14 protein-coding genes are annotated in these 18,020 nt (G+C 60.6%); 11 read left to right on the top strand and 3 right to left on the bottom strand.

Annotated elements, in window-relative coordinates:
- Positions 1–63 precede the first annotated feature (63 nt).
- Both FFT87_RS05375 and FFT87_RS05380 read right to left on the bottom strand, forming a co-directional pair.
- Complete coding sequence (locus FFT87_RS05375) at positions 64–738, bottom strand: DUF4166 domain-containing protein (protein WP_219950301.1); 675 nt, start codon at positions 736–738, stop codon at positions 64–66.
- A complete protein-coding gene (locus FFT87_RS05380; RefSeq protein WP_255560070.1) occupies positions 735–1,328 on the bottom strand; it encodes an SRPBCC family protein in 594 nt (197 codons plus the stop codon). The genes FFT87_RS05375 and FFT87_RS05380 overlap by 4 nt, the downstream gene beginning before the upstream one ends.
- Positions 1,329–1,585: 257 nt before the next feature.
- Here FFT87_RS05380 and FFT87_RS05385 point away from each other — a divergent pair, with 257 nt between their 5' ends.
- Positions 1,586–5,185, top strand: a complete 3,600-nt coding sequence (locus FFT87_RS05385; protein ID WP_255560071.1) for a S8 family serine peptidase — start codon at positions 1,586–1,588, stop codon at positions 5,183–5,185.
- Between the two features lie 114 nt (positions 5,186–5,299).
- On the opposite strand, the gene FFT87_RS05390 is transcribed toward FFT87_RS05385, so the two are convergent.
- Positions 5,300–6,043, bottom strand: coding sequence for an IclR family transcriptional regulator (locus tag FFT87_RS05390; RefSeq protein WP_255560072.1), 744 nt, complete (start codon positions 6,041–6,043; stop codon positions 5,300–5,302).
- A gap of 212 nt (positions 6,044–6,255) precedes the next feature.
- Between FFT87_RS05390 and FFT87_RS05395 the strand changes: the two genes are divergently transcribed.
- From FFT87_RS05395 to FFT87_RS05440, 10 genes are all read left to right on the top strand, one after another.
- On the top strand, positions 6,256–7,014 hold the full coding sequence (locus FFT87_RS05395; RefSeq protein ID WP_219950304.1) for an MIP/aquaporin family protein: 759 nt from the start codon (positions 6,256–6,258) through the stop codon (positions 7,012–7,014).
- Complete coding sequence (dhaK, locus tag FFT87_RS05400; RefSeq protein ID WP_219950305.1) at positions 7,014–8,012, top strand: dihydroxyacetone kinase subunit DhaK; 999 nt, start codon at positions 7,014–7,016, stop codon at positions 8,010–8,012. The genes FFT87_RS05395 and dhaK overlap by 1 nt, the downstream gene beginning before the upstream one ends.
- Positions 8,013–8,017: 5 nt before the next feature.
- Positions 8,018–8,659, top strand: coding sequence for a dihydroxyacetone kinase subunit DhaL (dhaL, locus tag FFT87_RS05405; protein WP_219950306.1), 642 nt, complete (start codon positions 8,018–8,020; stop codon positions 8,657–8,659).
- A gap of 2 nt (positions 8,660–8,661) precedes the next feature.
- The gene (gene dhaM / locus FFT87_RS05410) at positions 8,662–9,414 is read left to right on the top strand and encodes a dihydroxyacetone kinase phosphoryl donor subunit DhaM (RefSeq protein ID WP_219950307.1); all 753 of its coding nucleotides are present in this window, start codon (positions 8,662–8,664) and stop codon (positions 9,412–9,414) included.
- Positions 9,415–9,510: 96 nt separating this feature from the next.
- Positions 9,511–10,725, top strand: coding sequence for a DUF6350 family protein (locus tag FFT87_RS05415; RefSeq protein WP_219950308.1), 1,215 nt, complete (start codon positions 9,511–9,513; stop codon positions 10,723–10,725).
- Between the two features lie 9 nt (positions 10,726–10,734).
- Entirely contained in the window at positions 10,735–11,319 is a 585-nt protein-coding gene (gene purN, locus FFT87_RS05420; protein WP_219950309.1) for a phosphoribosylglycinamide formyltransferase, read from the top strand.
- Positions 11,320–11,324: 5 nt separating this feature from the next.
- Complete coding sequence (gene purH / locus FFT87_RS05425; RefSeq protein WP_219950310.1) at positions 11,325–12,926, top strand: bifunctional phosphoribosylaminoimidazolecarboxamide formyltransferase/IMP cyclohydrolase; 1,602 nt, start codon at positions 11,325–11,327, stop codon at positions 12,924–12,926.
- 65 nt (positions 12,927–12,991) lie between these two features.
- Entirely contained in the window at positions 12,992–14,191 is a 1,200-nt protein-coding gene (gene ddaH, locus FFT87_RS05430; RefSeq protein ID WP_304612875.1) for a dimethylargininase, read from the top strand.
- Between the two features lie 272 nt (positions 14,192–14,463).
- The gene (locus FFT87_RS05435; protein WP_255560124.1) at positions 14,464–16,170 is read left to right on the top strand and encodes an ABC transporter ATP-binding protein; all 1,707 of its coding nucleotides are present in this window, start codon (positions 14,464–14,466) and stop codon (positions 16,168–16,170) included.
- Positions 16,167–17,972, top strand: a complete 1,806-nt coding sequence (locus FFT87_RS05440; RefSeq protein WP_219950312.1) for an ABC transporter ATP-binding protein — start codon at positions 16,167–16,169, stop codon at positions 17,970–17,972. Before FFT87_RS05435 ends, FFT87_RS05440 begins: the two co-directional genes overlap by 4 nt.
- Positions 17,973–18,020: the final 48 nt, after the last annotated feature.

Here is an 18,020-nt window from a genome sequence, read left to right on the forward strand (position 1 = left end):
GTGCACTCATAGTGCACTGCGCTATCAGCTTCTGCCGGTGAGCGTGCCGCTGCCGTTGCCGACTTACTCGCGCAGCTCGTGCCTCACGGGCTTGAGCCGTTGCGGTGCGTCGGCTGCCTCGGGGAACTCGCACGTGAAGCGACCGGAGTAGCCAAAGAGGAACCCCCAGAGTCGATTGCGCACTTCGAGGGAGATCACGAACTCGTTCGTCTCATCGTCGAACGATTCCGTGAGATTGGCGCGACCGCTGAAGAGCATGGGAAAGCGGAACGCGATCGGGCCCTCGTAGAAGCGCTGGGCATCCGACCTCAATTGCAGAGAACCGTCGTCGGTCACTGTGAGCTCGAGATCTACGGCGAGGTGCTGGTGGGTGCCCAAGTAGTCGACGATGCGGTCGCCGGCCTCGTTGAGCACCATCGTTGCATCGAAACGCGTTGGCTTGCTTCGCACCGAGTACTCGCGCACAAAGGTGATGGTCTCGCGGCCGAAAGGGTCACGGTAGGGGTAGTTCTCGATACGGAATGCAACATTGCTACCGATGTCTGGTGTCAGGATGTTGCGGAACCAGCCGATCCACAAGAAGGGGACCGTCCACCACGGGCCGCGCCGGATGTTCGACATGACGCCAGTGCCCACTGCGGCGTAGCAGGAATCGAGTCCAACTCCGAAACGCTTCTGGAGCATGGGGTGCAGACGATCGAAGTCGTCGCCGAGCACGGTGGCGAACATCGAAGTCATGGTGCCTCCAAGGCGGACAGAGTGGCGGGAGCGTCATCCATCGCCCGCCCGCGACGCGGGGTGCGCCGACAGCGGCCAGCATGCGGATGCCCTGGTTTCCAGAAGGCAAGCGGTGAGTGCGGTGCGATGTCGCTTTCGGCCCACAAGCGTAGGCTGTCGAAACTCCAAGCGGTGAGCCATCCAACCATGGGGCGGATGAGGATACGGTCGAGAAAGTTGCCCCAGGCCGGCTCGTAGTCGTAGCCGGTAATGAAGCGCGTGCCGCCGGGGATCGGAACATAGCGCCAGTAGCCGCGGCCGTCGCCGAGCGGGGAGAGGCGGTCAGTGGTCGTGAATCGCAGAGCAGAGGTGCGGGTGCCGTCTGGCCTCGTGATCTCGCCGCGGGTCGTGCCCGTTCCCACGATCGTGTGCAAGGGCATGCGACGTTCATAGCGAAAGCGATATCCGTCATCGTCGAGCGTGTCGAACGGGATGATGCGACTGAATCGCAGATCCCAGCGGCTGTGGTTCTCGGTCTCTTGCGTAAGGCGCCAGACGGTATCGATATCGGCCGCGATATCAATCTCAACGTAGATTGCTGGGGACCTCATGACTCCAGTATGCGGGAGTTGTGACGTCGCTCGTGAGGTTTCGTCGCACAAAATCTGGGTTTCTTATCGTGGCCGCAAGGGCGCCTCATTCCCTGTCCCCCTAATAGTGGACAATGTGTCACGTTATGGTAACGATGGACTATGGGGGACCCCCTGTAAAGGGGTAGAACGCCCTTATAGTGGCAATTGGCGAGTGCCCGACCGCCACAACGCACGACCACATCAGTAGTCCCATTCAACGAAGAATAGGAACATTCGTGAGCATTCGAAGAGTCATATCGGTGGTGGCAACGACAACTCTTGTCGCCACTTCCCTGGTTACCGGCGCCGCACTCGGCGCCACAGCTGCACCAGCATCCATTGGTGGCGGCGGCCAAACTGAATTCACCCCCGGACGTTACATCGTCACAATGGTGGATCAGGCTGCAGCAACCTACGACGGCGGCGTTCGCGGATTCGACGCGACAACGCCTCCCGACGGTGAGCAACTCAACCCTCGCCGGCAAGTAGTGCAGGACTACACCGAGTATTTGGAAGAGAAGCAAGAGGATGCCGCGGCATCCGTCGGCGCTGATATCGACTACTCGTACACGCTCGCGACAAACGGCTTCTCGGCCGATCTGACCGCAGCCCAAGCAGTGGCCCTCTCGGCTAACAAGCTGGTGGCCTCGATCGTGCCCGACGAATTGAAGAAGATCACGGCGGCGCAACGCTCAACAGAGTTCCTCGGCCTTGAAGGCGCAGAAGGACTGTGGGCATCCATCGGCGGTGCGGAGACTGCGGGGGAAGGAATCGTTGTCGGCGTGCTCGACACCGGATTCGCTCCTGAAAATCCGGCCTTCGCCGGTGACGCCCTCGGCAGCACGGCAGGCGCAGCACCCTACCGGGACGGTGACGCAACCGTATTTGCTAAGGCCGACGGCCAGACCTTTACTGGTGCGTGCATCGAAGGCGAGCAATTCACGGCCGACGATTGCACCACCAAGGTGATCAGTGCCCGCTACTTTGTTGACGGCTTTGGAGCCGGCAACCTCGGCGACGCCAGCGTCGGAGAGTATGTCTCTCCCCGAGACGGTGATGGCCACGGATCGCACACTGCGAGCACCGCTGCCGGAAACCTCGAAGTAGACGCTAACGTTGGCGGCAACGCACTCGGATACTTCTCCGGTGTCGCCCCCGCTGCCAAGATCGCCGCCTACAAGGTCTGCTGGAGTGGTCCGGATCCGGTCGTTACGACCGACGACGGCTGTGCATCCACTGACCTTCTTGCCGCAATCGACCAGGCGGTCGCTGACGGTGTTGACGTGATCAACTATTCGATCGGTGGAGGCGCTGCTACGAGCACCGTTTCGCCAACTGACCAGGCCTTCCTCGGTGCTGCTGCTGCCGGCGTTTTCGTCGCAGCCTCCGCCGGAAACGATGGCCCGGGAGCAACGACACTCGACAACGCAGCCCCCTGGATCACTACCGTTGCCGCAAGCACCATTCCGAACTACGAAGCCACTGTCACTCTCGGTGACGGCCAAGAATTCGCCGGTGCCTCGATCACAGTCGACCTCGACCCCGCCGCAGAGCCGCTGACAGGCGAACTCGTGAACGCTGCGGATGTTGCCCTTGCTGGTGCCGTTGACCCCAACCTGTGCCTTGCCGACACTCTCGATCCCGTTCTCGTTGAGGGCAAGATCGTTGTCTGTGAGCGCGGAGTGATCGCCAGAGTAGACAAGTCGGACGAGGTCGCTCGCGCTGGCGGTATTGGCTCGATTCTGGTGAACGTGACCCCGAGCTCGACAGACCTCGACACTCACGTGATTCCGACCATCCACCTAGATGCTCGGTACCACGATCAAGTTCTTGCCTACGCGGCGACCGCGGGGGCAACGGCAACGTTCACCCCGGGAAACGACACTGCCTACCAGCCGCCAACGCCGCAAGTGGCGGGATTCTCGTCCCGTGGTCCCGTTGAGGCCGATGGCAGCGACATCGTCAAGCCAGACATTTCGGCACCCGGCGTAGGAATTCTCGCCGCCGGTGCGAACGCTGAAGGTGCCGACCCGACGTTCCAACTGTTGTCAGGAACATCGATGTCATCGCCGCACATCGCCGGTCTCGCCGCGCTGTACCTCGGTGAACGCCCCAATGCGACCCCAGCGGAAATCAAGTCGGCATTCATGACCACCGCCTACGACACCGTTGACGGCGACGGCGACCCCGTCACCGACCCCTTCACTCAGGGTGCTGGTCACGTTGACCCGACGAAGTTCTTTGAACCCGGTCTGCTCTACCTCAACGGGATCGGCGATTGGCTGTCGTACATTGAAGGTGCTGGCTATGACGTGCTCGACCCCGCGGTCGTCGCAATTGATCCCAGCAATCTCAACCTGGCATCCATCGGGATTGGTTCGTTGACAGCACCAGAGACGATCACCCGCACCGTGACCTCCACTCAGGCTGGAACGTTCGAGGCATTCATCGCGATCCCTGGAATCGACGCAACGGTGTCGCCATCAACGCTGACCTTTGGCGCTGCAGGCGAAACTCAGAGCTTCGAGGTGACCTTTAGTCGAACGGATGCTGCTCTCGATCAGTTCACCACCGGAGCGCTCACCTGGACCAGCGGCGACACCGCAGTGCACAGCCCCGTTGCCGTGCGCCCCGTCACCATCGAGGCTCCAGCATCGGCAAGCGGAACCGGAACGTACGGCGCCGTTGACATCACTGTCACCCCTGGCGGAACCGGCGACATCCCGCTGGTCTCGACAGGACTGACTGCCGGCGTCTTCTACGAAGATCCCACGGGAGTCGAAGCCGACCATTCGGGTTCGGGTGCCAGCGGTGATGAGTTCACCTATGACGCGACAGTGCCAGAGGGAACGACGTATGCGCGATTCGATCTCGACTCGATCGATGACACCGCAGACCTCGACCTGATCGTGTACCTGCTCGACGAGACAGGAACGCCGATCGCAGGCTGGCAGTCCGCCACCGGTGACGCAGACGAGCGAGTGAACCTCGCAGATCCGACGCCTGGCAACTACTTGGTCATCGCTTCGGTCTACGCGGCCAATCCCACAACCGCATTTGATGTGCGAACCTTCGCGGTCGTCCCTGGTGCTGGAGAACCCCTCGGATTGACCCCGGCGGTTCTCTCGGGTGTTCAGGGCGAGCCAGCGACGTATACGGCATCGTGGGAAGGCCTTGCGCCATTCACGAGTTACCTTGGCCTCATTAGCTACGGTGACACCGGCGCAAGCACTGCGCTCGACATCATCACGCAAGAAGATGTTGTGCCAGGTACCCCGGTAAACACTGTGTTGCCGTCGATCTCAGGCAAGCCGAACGTCGGCAAGAAACTCACCGCTAATCCCGGCGAGTGGGATGTCGATGGGCTGAAGTTCAGCTACCAGTGGCAAGCAGATGGCACCGCTATTGTGGGCGCTGACAAGCGCAAGTACACGGTTACTCCCGCTGACGAAGGCAAGGCAATCTCGGTTGTCGTCACCGCAAGCAAGAAGGATCTGCCGAGTGCGACGGCCACGTCAGAGTCGGTGATGATCAACTACAGCTCGAGTGTGAGTCTGTCGGTCAGCCGTCACATTGCGTTCTCCTGGAACACGGTGAGTGCGACCGTCAAGGTGGCCACCGGTGCGGATGCTGCCGCGGCGGGAACGGTAAAGGTCATGGTCGACGGTAAGAAGGTCGACACCATCACTCTGAGTGAAGCGGACAACGGGAAGGTGACGGTGAAGCTACCGAAGCTTGATCGTGGACTGCACCAAGTGTCAGCACAGTTCGTTCCGGCTGATGACACTGTGACTGGCTCGACTAGTCGCAACGATTGGGTGTGGATCGTCTTCTAGGCGGTACACGCTGAAGTGCCACAGCAACGGCTGGTCGTCCCCACAGGCGGCTGGCCGTTGTTGGCGTTAGCCGTCGGCGTCTTTAGCTGTCGGCGTTTCTAGCCGTCCGCGTCTCTAGTCGTCGGCAGGGCGGCGCACGACGGGCGGCGGCCACGCCGCAAAGCCGAGCTCGCGTGAGATATTGCGCGCGGTCTCCCGCAGCACGTTGAGCACATTGTCTTCTGGTGGCCACTCGCTCGAGGGCATCACGACGGCGACCGCGGCAATAACGCTCCCGTTGCGGTCAGCGATCGGTGCCGCAATTGACGACTCGCCGAGAACGGCTTCGTCTTCCTCCGTGGCGATGCCGCGCTCGGCAATCTGCGCAAACTGCAGAATGAGTTTCGCGGGATCAGTGATGGTGTCTCCGGTGAGACTGCGGAGAGGTTTCTCGAACAGCTGGTCAGCGGCATCCGCGTTGTAGGTCAACAAAATCTTGCCCATCGCGGAGGCGTGCACGGGGATGGAGAGCCCGGTCTCCGGCATCTGTTCTGTACCGTCTGGCCGGTTGTTGTGGTGGATGACGATGACTTCGTCGAAGAGTTCAGCCCCGAGTCGAGTGGCGAGCCCGGTTCGCTTTGCGAGTTCTTGGGTCCAGCGCATCGCCCGCGCCCGCACGTCGAGGGTGTCGAGGTAGACGTTCGAGAGCTTGAGGAGTGCCGGGCCGAGCATGTAACGGTTGCCGTTGGGCTCTTTTGCGACGAGTCCGTGGGCTTGGAGGGACTTGACGATGCCGTGCACTGTCGATGGGGGGAGTCCGAGAAGGCCGGCGAGTTCGGTGATTCCGAGATGGCGTGCGCCCTGAAGTGATGAGAGCACTTGTGCTGCTCGATCGATCGATTGGATCAACGCTGCTCCCCGTCATTAGGTCGGTATTCATTATGTCTGCAGTGACTGTTTACTTTTGCAGCATCTCCGCTTGACAAGATGATAGTGAACGTAGCATATTCGACATTATCGAATAACGTTCCGATATTACGGAATACGGCGACACCCGGTCGCACGAACAGGTTGAGTTCAAAGGAGAACTAATGGATGAGAACAAGCAGTGGCAAAAGCTGGCTGCAGAGTTTCTAGGAACCGCTTTTCTGGTATTCGTCGGCGTTGGCTCTGTGCCCGCGACCTTCATCCTGAACGGTGACGAGCCCTTCACAATGGCGAGCCTCGGAATCATTTCGTTCGCCTTCGGTCTCATCGTTGTCGTCACGGTGTACGTGTTCGGTTACATCTCCGGCAACCACATCAACCCGGCAGTCACTATCGGTCTCGCCGTCGCCGGCAAGTTCGCGTGGCGTGAAGTTCCCGGCTACCTCGTCGCTCAGCTTCTCGGTGCTACCGCCGGTGCGTTCGCGATCGTTGGCGTTCTCGGCCAGGCCGCAGTAGACGCCGGCTTGGGAGTCGCCTCCTTCAATCCAGACACGATCCCCGTTGGCCAGGCATTCTTCGCTGAGTTCATCGGTACGTTCATCCTCGTCTTTACCGTCTTCGGTGTTATCCACCGCAAGGCAGCCCCCGGCTTCGCCGGACTCGCGATCGGTTTCGTCGTGTTCGCCGCCATCATTCCTGTTGGTCCGATCACCGGCGCATCCATCAACCCGGCCCGGACCACCGGCCCGATGCTCGTTCAGCAGATCATGGGCGGGCAAGTCGCATGGGAGCAGCTGTGGGTCTACCTCGCCGCTGAGCTGCTCGCCGGCGTACTCGCCGCTCTCGCGTTCGGCTTCATCTCGAAGACCGCCGCAGACAACACCACCCTCACCGAGGTACTCACGGAAGAGAAGGCCAAGTAATGAAGAAACTCATCAACACCCCAGAGTCGGTACTCGCCGACGCGCTCGCCGGCATTGACGCTGCGCACCCCGAGCTGAAGGTCGACCACGTCAACCGCGTGATCTACCGCGCAGAACCCACCCGCGCCGGCAAAGTCGCCCTCATTTCCGGTGGCGGCTCGGGCCACGAACCGCTCCACGGAGGCTTCGTAGGCTTCGGGATGCTCGACGCGGCATGTGCCGGTGAAGTCTTCACCTCGCCAACCCCCGATCAGATACAGGAAGCCACCAAGGTTGCGGACTCCGGCGCTGGCGTACTGCACATCGTCAAGAACTACACCGGCGACGTCATGAACTTCGAGATGGCTGCCGAAATGGCCGAAGCGGAAACCGGAGTGAAGGTTGCCTCGGTCGTCGTCAACGACGACGTAGCCGTTCAGGACTCGCTCTTCACGGCCGGACGCCGTGGCGTTGGCCTCACCGTATTGCTCGAAAAGATCGTCGGCGCAGCAGCTGAAGAGGGACAAGACCTCGCCGCGGTCACCGCACTGGCACACCGAGTCAACGATTCCGGTCGCTCCATGGGGATGGCTCTCACGAGCTGTACCGTTCCCGCGGCAGGAAAGCCGACCTTCGATCTGCCAGACGACATGATGGAAATCGGTGTCGGCATCCACGGAGAACCCGGTCGCCACCGCGAGAAGCTGGCGGATGCCGCCTCGATCGCCAAGCAACTGGTCGACCCGATCCTGTCCGACATGGACTTCACAGGCTCACCAGCCATTGTGATGATGAACGGAATGGGCGGAACCCCGCAGATCGAGCTGTACATCATGTACAACGAGGTCGCGAAGCTACTCGAAGCCGCCGGAGTGCAGGTTGTGCGCAACCTCGTCGGTGACTACATCACGAGTCTTGATATGGCTGGCTGCTCGGTCACCATTCTCAAGGCTGACGAAGAAATGTTGAAACTATGGGATGCCCCGGTGAACACCGCCGGGCTCCGCTGGGGAGTCTAAGAACAATGTCTACAAGCACCATCTCTCTCGACCAACTGATCGCCTGGCTTTCGCGGTTCCGCGATCTCGTGACCGAGAAACAGAGCTACCTGACCGAACTCGATTCGGCCATTGGCGACGCTGACCACGGCTCCAACATGGTCCGCGGCATGAACGCAGTGGTCGAAAAAGTTGGTGCAGCGCCAGCCGCCGCCGCCGATGAACTTCTGAAGTCCGTGGGCATGACCCTCGTCACTTCTGTCGGCGGCGCCGCTGGGCCCCTCTACGGCACTCTCTTCTTGCGGATGGGCGTCAGCGCTGGCTCCGTCACCGAATTGGATGGGGCCGCATTCGGTGCTTCTCTGCGCGCGGGCCTCGACGGTGTTGTTGCGCGGGGCAAGGCCGAAGCGGGCGATAAGACAATGTTCGACGCGATCAACCCTGCGCTGGATGCCTGGGATGCTGCCGTCGCTGGCGGCGCAGACATCGCTGCTGCGGCATCCGCAGCGCTCGCTGCAGCCGAGAAGGGTCGCGATGCAACCGAACCTCTCGTTGCGCGCAAGGGTCGCGCAAGCTACCTCGGAGAACGCAGCGCTGGCCACCTTGACCCTGGCGCCACCTCGAGCACACTACTGTTCCAGGCGCTTGCCGACACCGTAGCGAGCTGAGCATGATTGGGATTGTGGTGGTGAGCCACAGCCCTGCGCTTGCGCAGGCGACGGTGAATCTTGCCCTAGAAATGGTGGGGGAGACCCCGCCGCCGATTGCCATCGCGGCCGGTGCCGGTGAGGGAATCATCGGAACCGATGCCGTGAAGGTTGCTGCAGCGATCGATGAGGTTGCCAGTGGCGACGGCGTTCTCGTCTTTATGGATCTCGGTTCTGCGGTGCTGAGCGGCACCATGGCAACCGAATTCATGAGCACTACCGATGAGGTGAGACTCACGGATGCTCCCTTCGTCGAAGGCCTGATTGCTGCGGTCGTTCTGGCCAATGCTGGGGCGTCGCTTGATGAGGTCGATCGGGAAGCTCGTGCCGCGATGGGGCCGAAACAGAGTCAATTGGCCGATCAAGGTGATGCGCCTGATTCCCCAACGGCACCTGAAACGGCCGCTGCTGCGACCGTTGCTGCGACCGTTGACGAGATCAGCGCCGAGGCTTCGCTGATCAACCCAGACGGTTTGCACTCGCGCCCGGCCGCCGCAATCGTTCAGGCCATCGCCAAACTTGACGCGAAAGTCACGATCGCTGACGTCACTTCGGGCAAAGGTCCGGTGGCAGCGAACAGTCTGATCGGCATCATGTCTCTCGGCGCGACCAAAGACCATGTCGTGAAATTCACCGCGACAGGAGATGCCGCCCAGGACGCGATCGACCTGCTTGTTGCGATGGCCGCAGACGGCTTTGGTGAACTCAATCACTAGTCACCACACTTCGCGGCCCGTGCTGCCTGCCAGACCACTCTTTTGCGGTAAGCCGTAGCCGCAGCGGCCGAGAGTGCGGGTACGCTCGCGTTCGACATGAATCGCCAGCTCACCCTCCTCTTCGCCGCCTTTGAGGCTCTCTTGGTGGTCGCTATCGGTATCGCGATACCGCTGGTTCCGCTCACGCTCTTGTGGGGCATCCACTACGGCCTTGCGATCGACTGGACAGTGTTCTGGCGGTCAGCGGTCGACATCTGGTTAGTCGGCCATGGTGTCGATATCACTGTGGTCCTAGACCCGACCGTCGCGTCGTCTTTGGGCTTTGCTGCCGCGAGCACTCCGGTGACGATCACGATGGCGTTGCTGGGCTTTGCACTGCTTACCGTGCTGCTTGGCGTTCGTGCCGGGCGCCGTGTTGCGGAAACCTCGCACGCACTGCTGGGCACATTTGCCTCCCTTGCCACATTCGGGGCGGCGTCGCTCGTGGTCACTTTCTCCGCCCTGCATCCGGTCGCGCATCCGTCTCTCTGGCAGGGCACACTGCTGCCGACGCTCGTGTTCGCCGTCGGGCTTCTTATCGGCAGTCAGGTCGTCAGCACGAAGAGCCGTGTTGTTGGACCGGTTCGGCGGTGGATTCTCGGATGGCCGGCTCACGTGCGCACTATCGTCGCGACTTCGTTGCGTGGTGGGGCAATCGCTGCTGCCGGCTTGCTGACCATCGCGTCAATCGTCACGACGCTGGCCATTGTGAGTTCCTATGCGGAGATCATTCGCCTGTATGAGGCATTGCACACCGAAGTGCTTGGTGGCGTGGCCGTGACCCTGGGGCAACTCGCCCTTCTGCCCAATATCGTTTTGTGGTCAACCTCATGGTTGGTTGGACCGGGCTTCGCGATCGGGGCAGGGTCGACTGTGTCTCCATTGGCAACAACGTTGGGGCCAATCCCCGCGATCCCTGTGCTTGGCGCGCTGCCGACCGGTGAGTTCGCTTTTGGATTTGTCGGGCTTCTGGCACCCATCATCGTTGGCTTTTTGGCGGCCGCCGTGCTGGGGCCGCGAATCGCGGGGGAGTTGCGACGCCGTGAACTCGCCATAGTGGCCGCGGGTATTGGGCTGACGGCGGCCGCCATTATCGGACTACTCGTGTGGTCGTCTGCTGGAGCCGCTGGCCCTGGCCGACTGAGTGATGTCGGGCCCCAGCCGTTGATAGTGACGGCGTGGGCGTTCGTCGAGTTCTCGATCGCCGCAGGCCTCGGATTGTTGACAGCTGCTCGACCCGAGCGGGCAGATGCCGGGTTCACGCAGCGCTAGGCTGGATGGGTGCTCACACTCGTTGTTTTGATTTCAGGGGGCGGGTCTAATCTCGCTGCCCTCCTCGAAGCGGCCGAAAGCGCCGACTTCCCCGCTCGCGTCATCGCCGTCGGTGCCGACCGCGCTGCCGACGGTCTCGAGCATGCCGAGCATTACGGGATCCCCACCTTCTCGGTGCCGATGTCGAGCTTCGCTAACCGCGATGAGTGGGGCGATGAACTGCTCGAGCAGATTCAGGTCTGGAAAGCCGATCTCGTGGTGTTGAGCGGTTTCATGAAGCTGCTGCCGCCGCGTGTGGTGGAAGCGTTGTCTCCAAACATCATCAACACGCATCCCGCGTACCTCCCCGAATTTCCCGGTGCCCACGCGGTGCGGGATGCTCTCGTTGCTGGCGCGACTCAGACGGGTGCCAGCGTGATTAAGGTCGACAACGGTGTCGATAGCGGTCCGATCATCGTGCAGGAGCGCGTGGCTATCGAACCCGGCGATACCGAAGAACATTTGCACGCCCGGATCAAGCCGATTGAACGCCGACTGCTCGTGCAAACGATCGTCGACATTGCTACCAACCGCATCAACCTAAAGGAACTCTGAATCTCATGAGCGGCCCAAGCCATAACCCTGCGGACTTTCGCGAACGCGATGTAGTTCCTATCCGTCGTGCCCTCATCTCGGTGAGTGACAAGTCGCGGCTTCTCGAACTCGCTGGCGCGCTCGCTGACGCGGGTGTCGAACTGGTTTCGACCGGGTCGACCGCGAAGACAATTGCGGCCGCTGGTCACGAGGTAACCGAGGTATCGAGCGTTACCGGCTTCCCGGAATCGCTCGACGGCCGCGTCAAAACGTTGCACCCCGCCGTTCATGCCGGCATCCTTGCCGATTTGCGCCTCGAATCGCACGAGGCACAGCTCGACGAGCTGGGGATCAAAGCGTTTGACCTCGTCGTAGTGAACCTCTACCCGTTCGTGGAGACCGTCGCCTCCGGTGCTGCTCCCGCAGATATTGTCGAACAGATCGACATCGGCGGCCCCGCCATGGTGCGTGCCTCGGCAAAGAACCACGCCAATGTGGCGATCGTCACGAGCCCCGACAGCTATGACGAGATCATTGCTGCGGCATCGGCTGACGGAACAAGCTTTGCGCAGCGTTACGCGCTGGCCTCTCAGGCCTTTGCGCATACGGCTGCCTATGACACCGCAGTGTCGCAGTGGTTCATGACCGGCGCCCTCTTGGGCGAGCCGGATGCTTCGGATTCCGCACCTGCATTCCCGGCCCACATCGACGTTGCCGCCGACCAGCTCGCGGTGCTCCGCTACGGCGAAAACTCGCACCAGCATGCCGGTCTTTATGGTGTTGCCGCATCCAGCGGAATTGCCCAAGCGACTCAGCTCGGTGGCAAAGAGATGTCGTACAACAATTACGTGGATGCCGACGCCGCTTTACGCGCCGCCTATGACCATGAGTCTCCCGCGGTTGCGGTCATCAAGCACGCTAACCCCTGCGGAATCGCCACTGCGGCCACGATTGCCGAAGCTCACGTTTTGGCCCATGCGTGTGACCCGATCTCGGCCTATGGCGGGGTTATTGCGGCCAATGGCATCATTACGAAGGCGGCAGCAGAGTCAATTTCGCCCATCTTTACCGAGGTTGTTGTTGCTCCCGGCTTTGAGCCTGAGGCGCTCGAAATTTTGAAGGCTAAGAAGAACCTGCGTCTGCTCCAGCTGCCCGAGGGCTACGCCCGTGATGGCCGCGAGCTGCGCCAGATTTCCGGCGGAATGCTCGTGCAAGAGCTCGACAACCATTTCGTGCCGGCCTCGATGTGGAAGCTTGCCGCAGGCGATGCTGCTGACGCTGAGACTCTCGCAGATCTTGAGTTTGCGTGGCGAGCGGTTCGCGCAGTGAAATCGAATGCAATTTTGCTCGCAGACGGCGGAGCATCCATTGGTGTCGGCATGGGGCAGGTAAATCGAGTGGACTCGTGCCAGCTGGCGATTTCGCGCGCTGGCGACCGGGCACTGGGCTCGGTTGCCGCCAGCGATGCATTCTTCCCGTTTGCGGATGGACTTCAGCTGTTGCTCGATGCCGGTGTTCGCGCAGTGGTTCAGCCAGGTGGTTCGATTCGTGACGAAGAAGTGATTGCTGCGGCTATTGAAGCGGGCGTCACGATGTACTTCACGGGCGAGCGCCACTTCTTCCACTAGCAGCTAGCGAGTGCCGAATCACGCGTACGGCAAACGCATATATTACGACCGATAGGTTGGGGACCATGATCAGTGTGGGTCGGCGTTTCGCCGCAGCGTTAACTTCTGGAATTGCCGTCGCAGGCACCGTTTATGTCGCAACAGGGTTGGCGTTCTTCACGTCGAATGGTGCAGCGGCAGAGAATTTGCCGGCGATTGCTGAGTACTTCTTGCCGATGGCTCTGGTGCTTTTCGTGACCTATTCGATTGTCTCCGCGTTGGAGATTCATCGTTACTGGTTCACCGCGGCGGTAGTCGGGCTTGTGCTCGGTATGGTTTCGGCAATTGCGGGAACAGCCTTGGGGATTATCGCCACCGGCGCTGAGCTGAACGCTGAGGCGTTCACCTTCATCGTGGCGACGCTGTTGGGCACCAACCTCATCTTTGTCGTCGTCACCATCATTGCGGCGGTCACGGTCGGTCGCCGGGTGTGGAACGCTCTCACTGTGGTTCCGGCTCAACCGACTCAGTTGATTGCTTTGGTTCGCGCACCCTCATCACAATTGGGCGAGGGCGAGCTCACTCACCTCGACCGGGTTCCTGTAGACGCCGAACTCGCAGACTCCCAGTGGGAGGGCTACGTTGCGGCGCTTCGCGCCAATGGTTTCGAGACGATTGAAGTTCCGGCGGCTGACGAACTTGCGGACTCTGTCTTCATCGAAGACACCGTCGTCGTCTTCGGCGAGGTCGCTGTGCTGACGAGCCCCGGTGCCGAGAGTCGTGAGGCAGAGATCGAGGCCGTGCGCGTGAGCGTCACAGAGCTCGGTTTGGAATTGCACGAAATCACTCAGCCCGGCACGCTCGACGGCGGTGATGTGCTCAAGGTTGGTTCGACGGTGTACGTCGGTCGCGGTGGTCGCACTAACGCGGAGGGCATCCGCCAGCTTCGCGCCATCGTTTCCCCTCTCGGCTATTCGCTGATTGCTGTCCCGGTTGAGAAGGTGCTTCATCTTAAGAGCGGTGTAACAGCGCTGCCGGATGGCACCGTTATCGGATACCCCGATCTGGTCGACAACATCGACCTCTACGATCGCTTCCTTGCGGTGCCGGAGGCCGAAGGTGCTGCTGTCGTTGTGCTGTCGGATGACGCAGTACTCATGTCATCGTCAGCGCCGAAGACTGCGGCGCTCATCGCCGATCTCGGATACCGCGTGGTGACGGTTGACGTGTCTGAGTTCGAGAAAATGGAAGGCTGCGTCACGTGCCTTTCGGTGCGCATTCGCTGATCTGAGTCAATTTCACAAAATCGTGGTTTTGCGATTGTGAATACGTTGCGGCAGGCATATCCTAAGAGGCTGTCTGCCTAGCGTCATCCCGACGAAATGCAGCGGTTCACGGTCGCGAATTCAGTGACCCGCAGTAGTCACGATCACCGCCCTCGGTGATCCCTTCTCGTCAAGGATCCACGGTGTCAGAACAGTCTGTCCAGCCCGAACGCCACAAAGCGGTCGGCACTTTTGCGGCGATCCGCCGGCTTTACCCCTACGCCAAACCGGCGATGCCCCACATCTATCTCGGCATGATCGCCGCGCTGGCCGCGGGGATCGTTGCGTTGCTGATCCCGCAAGTGTTGCGTTCCCTCGTGGACGGACCATTGCAATCAGGAGACTCTTCGGAGATCTGGCCAGCCTTCTTTATCGTTCTGGGGCTTGGCGTTGTCGAGGCGATCATGATCGCTTTGCGCCGCTATTTTGTGCTGACACCTGGCACCCATGTTGAGGCGCGTATGCGCAACACCCTCTACATGACGTTGCAGCATTTGCCCGTAAGTTTTCATGACCGCTGGCCGAGCGGACAGTTGCTGTCGCGCGCAGTGAGCGACCTCAGTCTCATTCGTCGCTGGCTGTCCTTCGGGCTCGTTCTCCTCGTCGTCAATGTGCTCACGATTGTCGTTGGCCTCATCTTTTTGGTCAACATCTCGTGGGTGCTCGGTGTCATTTTTATCGTCACCTCGATTCCACTCTGGGTGTACGGGTACGTCTTCGAAAAGAAGTACTCCATCGTCGCGCGCCGCAGTCAAGACCAAAGCGGAGACCTCGCCACTACGGTCGAGGAATCAGTGCACGGCATCCGGGTGCTTAAAGCCTTTGGGCGAGGCAAGCATGCACTCATTGGTTTCTCGGCCCAGGCCGAAAGCCTGCGCGGCACCGAGATCGAGAAGGCACGCGCCATCGCCGGTATCTGGCTGTGGCTGCTTCTCGTGCCCGACGTCATGTTCGCACTCGGCTTACTCGGTGGAGTGTGGCTCGTCGTACAGGGCAACATTTCGGCTGGTGACCTCGTCGCATTCTTTGCTACGGCAACGGTGCTGCGCTTCCCGGTGGAATCGATCGGTTTCCTCCTCTCGATGACGTTCGACGCTCGCACGGCTGCCGACCGCTTCTTCGAAGTGATGGATTCTGCGAACCCGATCACCGACCCCGAGCACCCGGAGACGATCACTGAGAGCGAAGGGCGTCTTGAGTTCACCAACGTGCACTTCCGCTACCCTGATTCGCCCGCAAATGTGCCCGATCTCATCAACGGGATCAACCTCACTATTGAGCCGGGCGAGACGATGGCTCTTGTGGGGCTGACCGGTTCCGGAAAGTCGACCATCACCGCCCTCACGACACGTCTCTATGACGTGACTGAAGGTTCGATCTCGATCGACGGTGTCGACATTCGCAACCTCACCCTGCTGGAGCTGCGGCGTCATCTCGCGATGGCCTTTGAGGATGCAACGCTGTTCTCATCGAGTGTGCGCGAAAACGTGCTCATGGGGCGCCCGGATTCGACTGAAGAAGAACTGCGCGAAGCTCTCGGAATCGCTCAAGCCGACTTCGTTTACGACTTACCGGCCGGCCTCGACACCCTCGTTGGTGAAGAAGGACTCAGCCTCTCTGGAGGTCAACGACAGCGCCTGGCGCTCGCCAGGGCAGTCGCGGCCCAACCGGCGGTGCTGGTGCTTGATGACCCGCTCTCGGCGCTCGATGTCGATACGGAAGCATTGGTCGAAGCCGCATTGCGCAAGATTCTCGGTTCGACTACGGCGCTCATCGTGGCCCATCGGCCATCGACAGTGATGCTCGCAGACCGGGTTGCGCTGCTTGAAGACGGCAAGGTCACCGCGGTCGGACGTCACTCCGATTTGCTCGCGACGAGCAGTCATTATCGCTACGTCATATCCAGTCTCGAAGAAGAAGAACAGGAGGTCACCTCATGAGCGTCACAGGAACTTCTGGCGAAGAACGCAACGACTACACGAAGGTCGAGAGTCGCCAGATTCGGCAACGATCGCTGCGACTTCTTGGTTCACTGATCTCGCCCCTTCGCGCCCGCGTGATTCTCACGATGGCGGTTGTCGTCGTGAGTACGGCAGCCCAAGTCGCTGGACCAGCGCTGATCGCTTTTGGCATCGACCGCGCGCTACCCGCGCTTATCGATGGCAACGGACTGCCCCTCATCGTGACTGTTGGCGCCTACCTGCTCACCGGTGTCGCAGGGGCGACCCTGATCGCTTGGTACACCGTGCTGAGTGCGCGCGTGAGCCAAGCGATTCTCTTTGACCTGCGCAAACGCGTGTTCCTGCACACCCAGCGCTTGAGCCTCGAGTTTCACGAGAGCTACACGTCTGGCCGAATCATCGCGCGTCAAACCAGCGACCTCGACGCGATTCGTGAACTGCTCGACTCTGGCATCAACCAGCTTGTTCAGGGTGCGCTCTACATGGTGTTCATCGCGATCGCCATGTTCTCGCTCGACTGGGTGAGCGGCATCGTTCTGTTTGGCGCCCTCATTCCGTTGGCGTTCCTCACACGCTGGTTCCAGTTGCGTTCGCAATTGCACTTCCGCGAAACACGAACTACCTCGGCGAAGCTGATCGTGCACTTTGTGGAGACGATGACGGGAATCCGCGCGGTCAAAGCGTTCCGCAAAGAAGAGCGCAATCGTGCACATTTCGGCGGGCTCGTTGAGAATTATCGGGATGCCAACGCCCGCGTCATCCAATTGTTCGGAATTTTTGATCCTGGCCTCGTGCTCATCGGTAACGTTGCCCTAGCTCTCATTCTGTTGATCGGTGGCCTTCGGGTGTCGACAGGTGAACTCGCGATCGGTGCCCTGCTCGGTGCGCTCTTGTACGCTCGGCAGTTCTTTGCGCCAGCGCAAGAGATGGCGATGTTCTACAACTCGTATCAGTCGGCTGCTGCTGCCCTCGAGAAAATTTCTGGTGTGCTGGAAGAGAAGCCGACGGTCGCTGACCCGACGACTCCGATTGACCTGCGCAAGGCCAGCGGAACCGTGAAGTTTGATGGCGTTGAGTTTGCCTACAACGCCGACAAGGTGATTCTGCCGAAGTTTGATCTCGAGTTGCCTGCCGGGCAAACGATCGCCATGGTGGGAACAACCGGTGCGGGAAAGTCGACTCTCGCGAAACTCATTTCGCGGTTCTACGACCCCAGCCAGGGGACTGTCTCGCTCGATGGCGTTGATCTGCGCAAGTTGCACCCGAAGGACCTTCGGCGCGCGATCGTGATGGTCACCCAAGAGGCGTACCTATTCTCCGGAAACGTCGCAGACAACATTGCTCTTGGCAAACCTGATGCGACCCGCGAGGAGATCATCAAGGCCGCCAAAGCGGTCGGGGCACACGAGTTCATCGAAGCTCTTCCGAATGGCTACGAGACAGACGTGAACAAGAGGGGTGGCCGAGTAAGTGCCGGGCAGCGACAACTGTTGTCGTTTGCGCGAGCGTTTATCGCCGACCCCGTTGTGCTGATTCTGGATGAGGCAACTGCGTCACTCGACATTCCCAGCGAGCGTCTCGTGCAGGCTGGCCTACAAACGCTGCTCTCCGATCGCACCGCCATCATCATCGCGCACCGTCTCTCGACGGTCGCCATCGCTGACCGCGTACTCGTCATGGAACACGGCCGGGTCATCGAGGATGGCACTCCGCAGGAACTGATCTCGGGAAGTGGAAAATTCGCCCAGCTGCACGCGGCATGGCGCGACTCGCTCGTTTAGTCGCTCATTTGGCGCGTTCGCATTGCCGCCCCGATGCTCAGGCATCGG

It is taken from the genome of Salinibacterium sp. M195, from assembly GCF_019443965.1.
In the GTDB taxonomy this organism is placed as follows: Bacteria; Actinomycetota; Actinomycetes; order Actinomycetales; family Microbacteriaceae; genus Rhodoglobus.

What these genes read in the sequence shown, in the direction of transcription:
- FFT87_RS05375 (WP_219950301.1), bottom strand. Translation starts at nt 738, where the DNA reads ATGACTTCGATGTTCGCCACCGTGCTCGGCGACGACTTCGATCGTCTG.
- FFT87_RS05380 (WP_255560070.1), bottom strand. Translation starts at nt 1,328, where the DNA reads ATGAGGTCCCCAGCAATCTACGTTGAGATTGATATCGCGGCCGATATC.
- FFT87_RS05395 (WP_219950304.1), top strand. Translation starts at nt 6,256, where the DNA reads ATGGATGAGAACAAGCAGTGGCAAAAGCTGGCTGCAGAGTTTCTAGGA.
- dhaK (WP_219950305.1), top strand. Translation starts at nt 7,014, where the DNA reads ATGAAGAAACTCATCAACACCCCAGAGTCGGTACTCGCCGACGCGCTC.
- dhaL (WP_219950306.1), top strand. Translation starts at nt 8,018, where the DNA reads ATGTCTACAAGCACCATCTCTCTCGACCAACTGATCGCCTGGCTTTCG.
- dhaM (WP_219950307.1), top strand. Translation starts at nt 8,662, where the DNA reads ATGATTGGGATTGTGGTGGTGAGCCACAGCCCTGCGCTTGCGCAGGCG.
- FFT87_RS05415 (WP_219950308.1), top strand. Translation starts at nt 9,511, where the DNA reads ATGAATCGCCAGCTCACCCTCCTCTTCGCCGCCTTTGAGGCTCTCTTG.
- purH (WP_219950310.1), top strand. Translation starts at nt 11,325, where the DNA reads ATGAGCGGCCCAAGCCATAACCCTGCGGACTTTCGCGAACGCGATGTA.
- ddaH (WP_304612875.1), top strand. Translation starts at nt 12,992, where the DNA reads ATGATCAGTGTGGGTCGGCGTTTCGCCGCAGCGTTAACTTCTGGAATT.
- FFT87_RS05435 (WP_255560124.1), top strand. Translation starts at nt 14,464, where the DNA reads ATGCCCCACATCTATCTCGGCATGATCGCCGCGCTGGCCGCGGGGATC.
- FFT87_RS05440 (WP_219950312.1), top strand. Translation starts at nt 16,167, where the DNA reads ATGAGCGTCACAGGAACTTCTGGCGAAGAACGCAACGACTACACGAAG.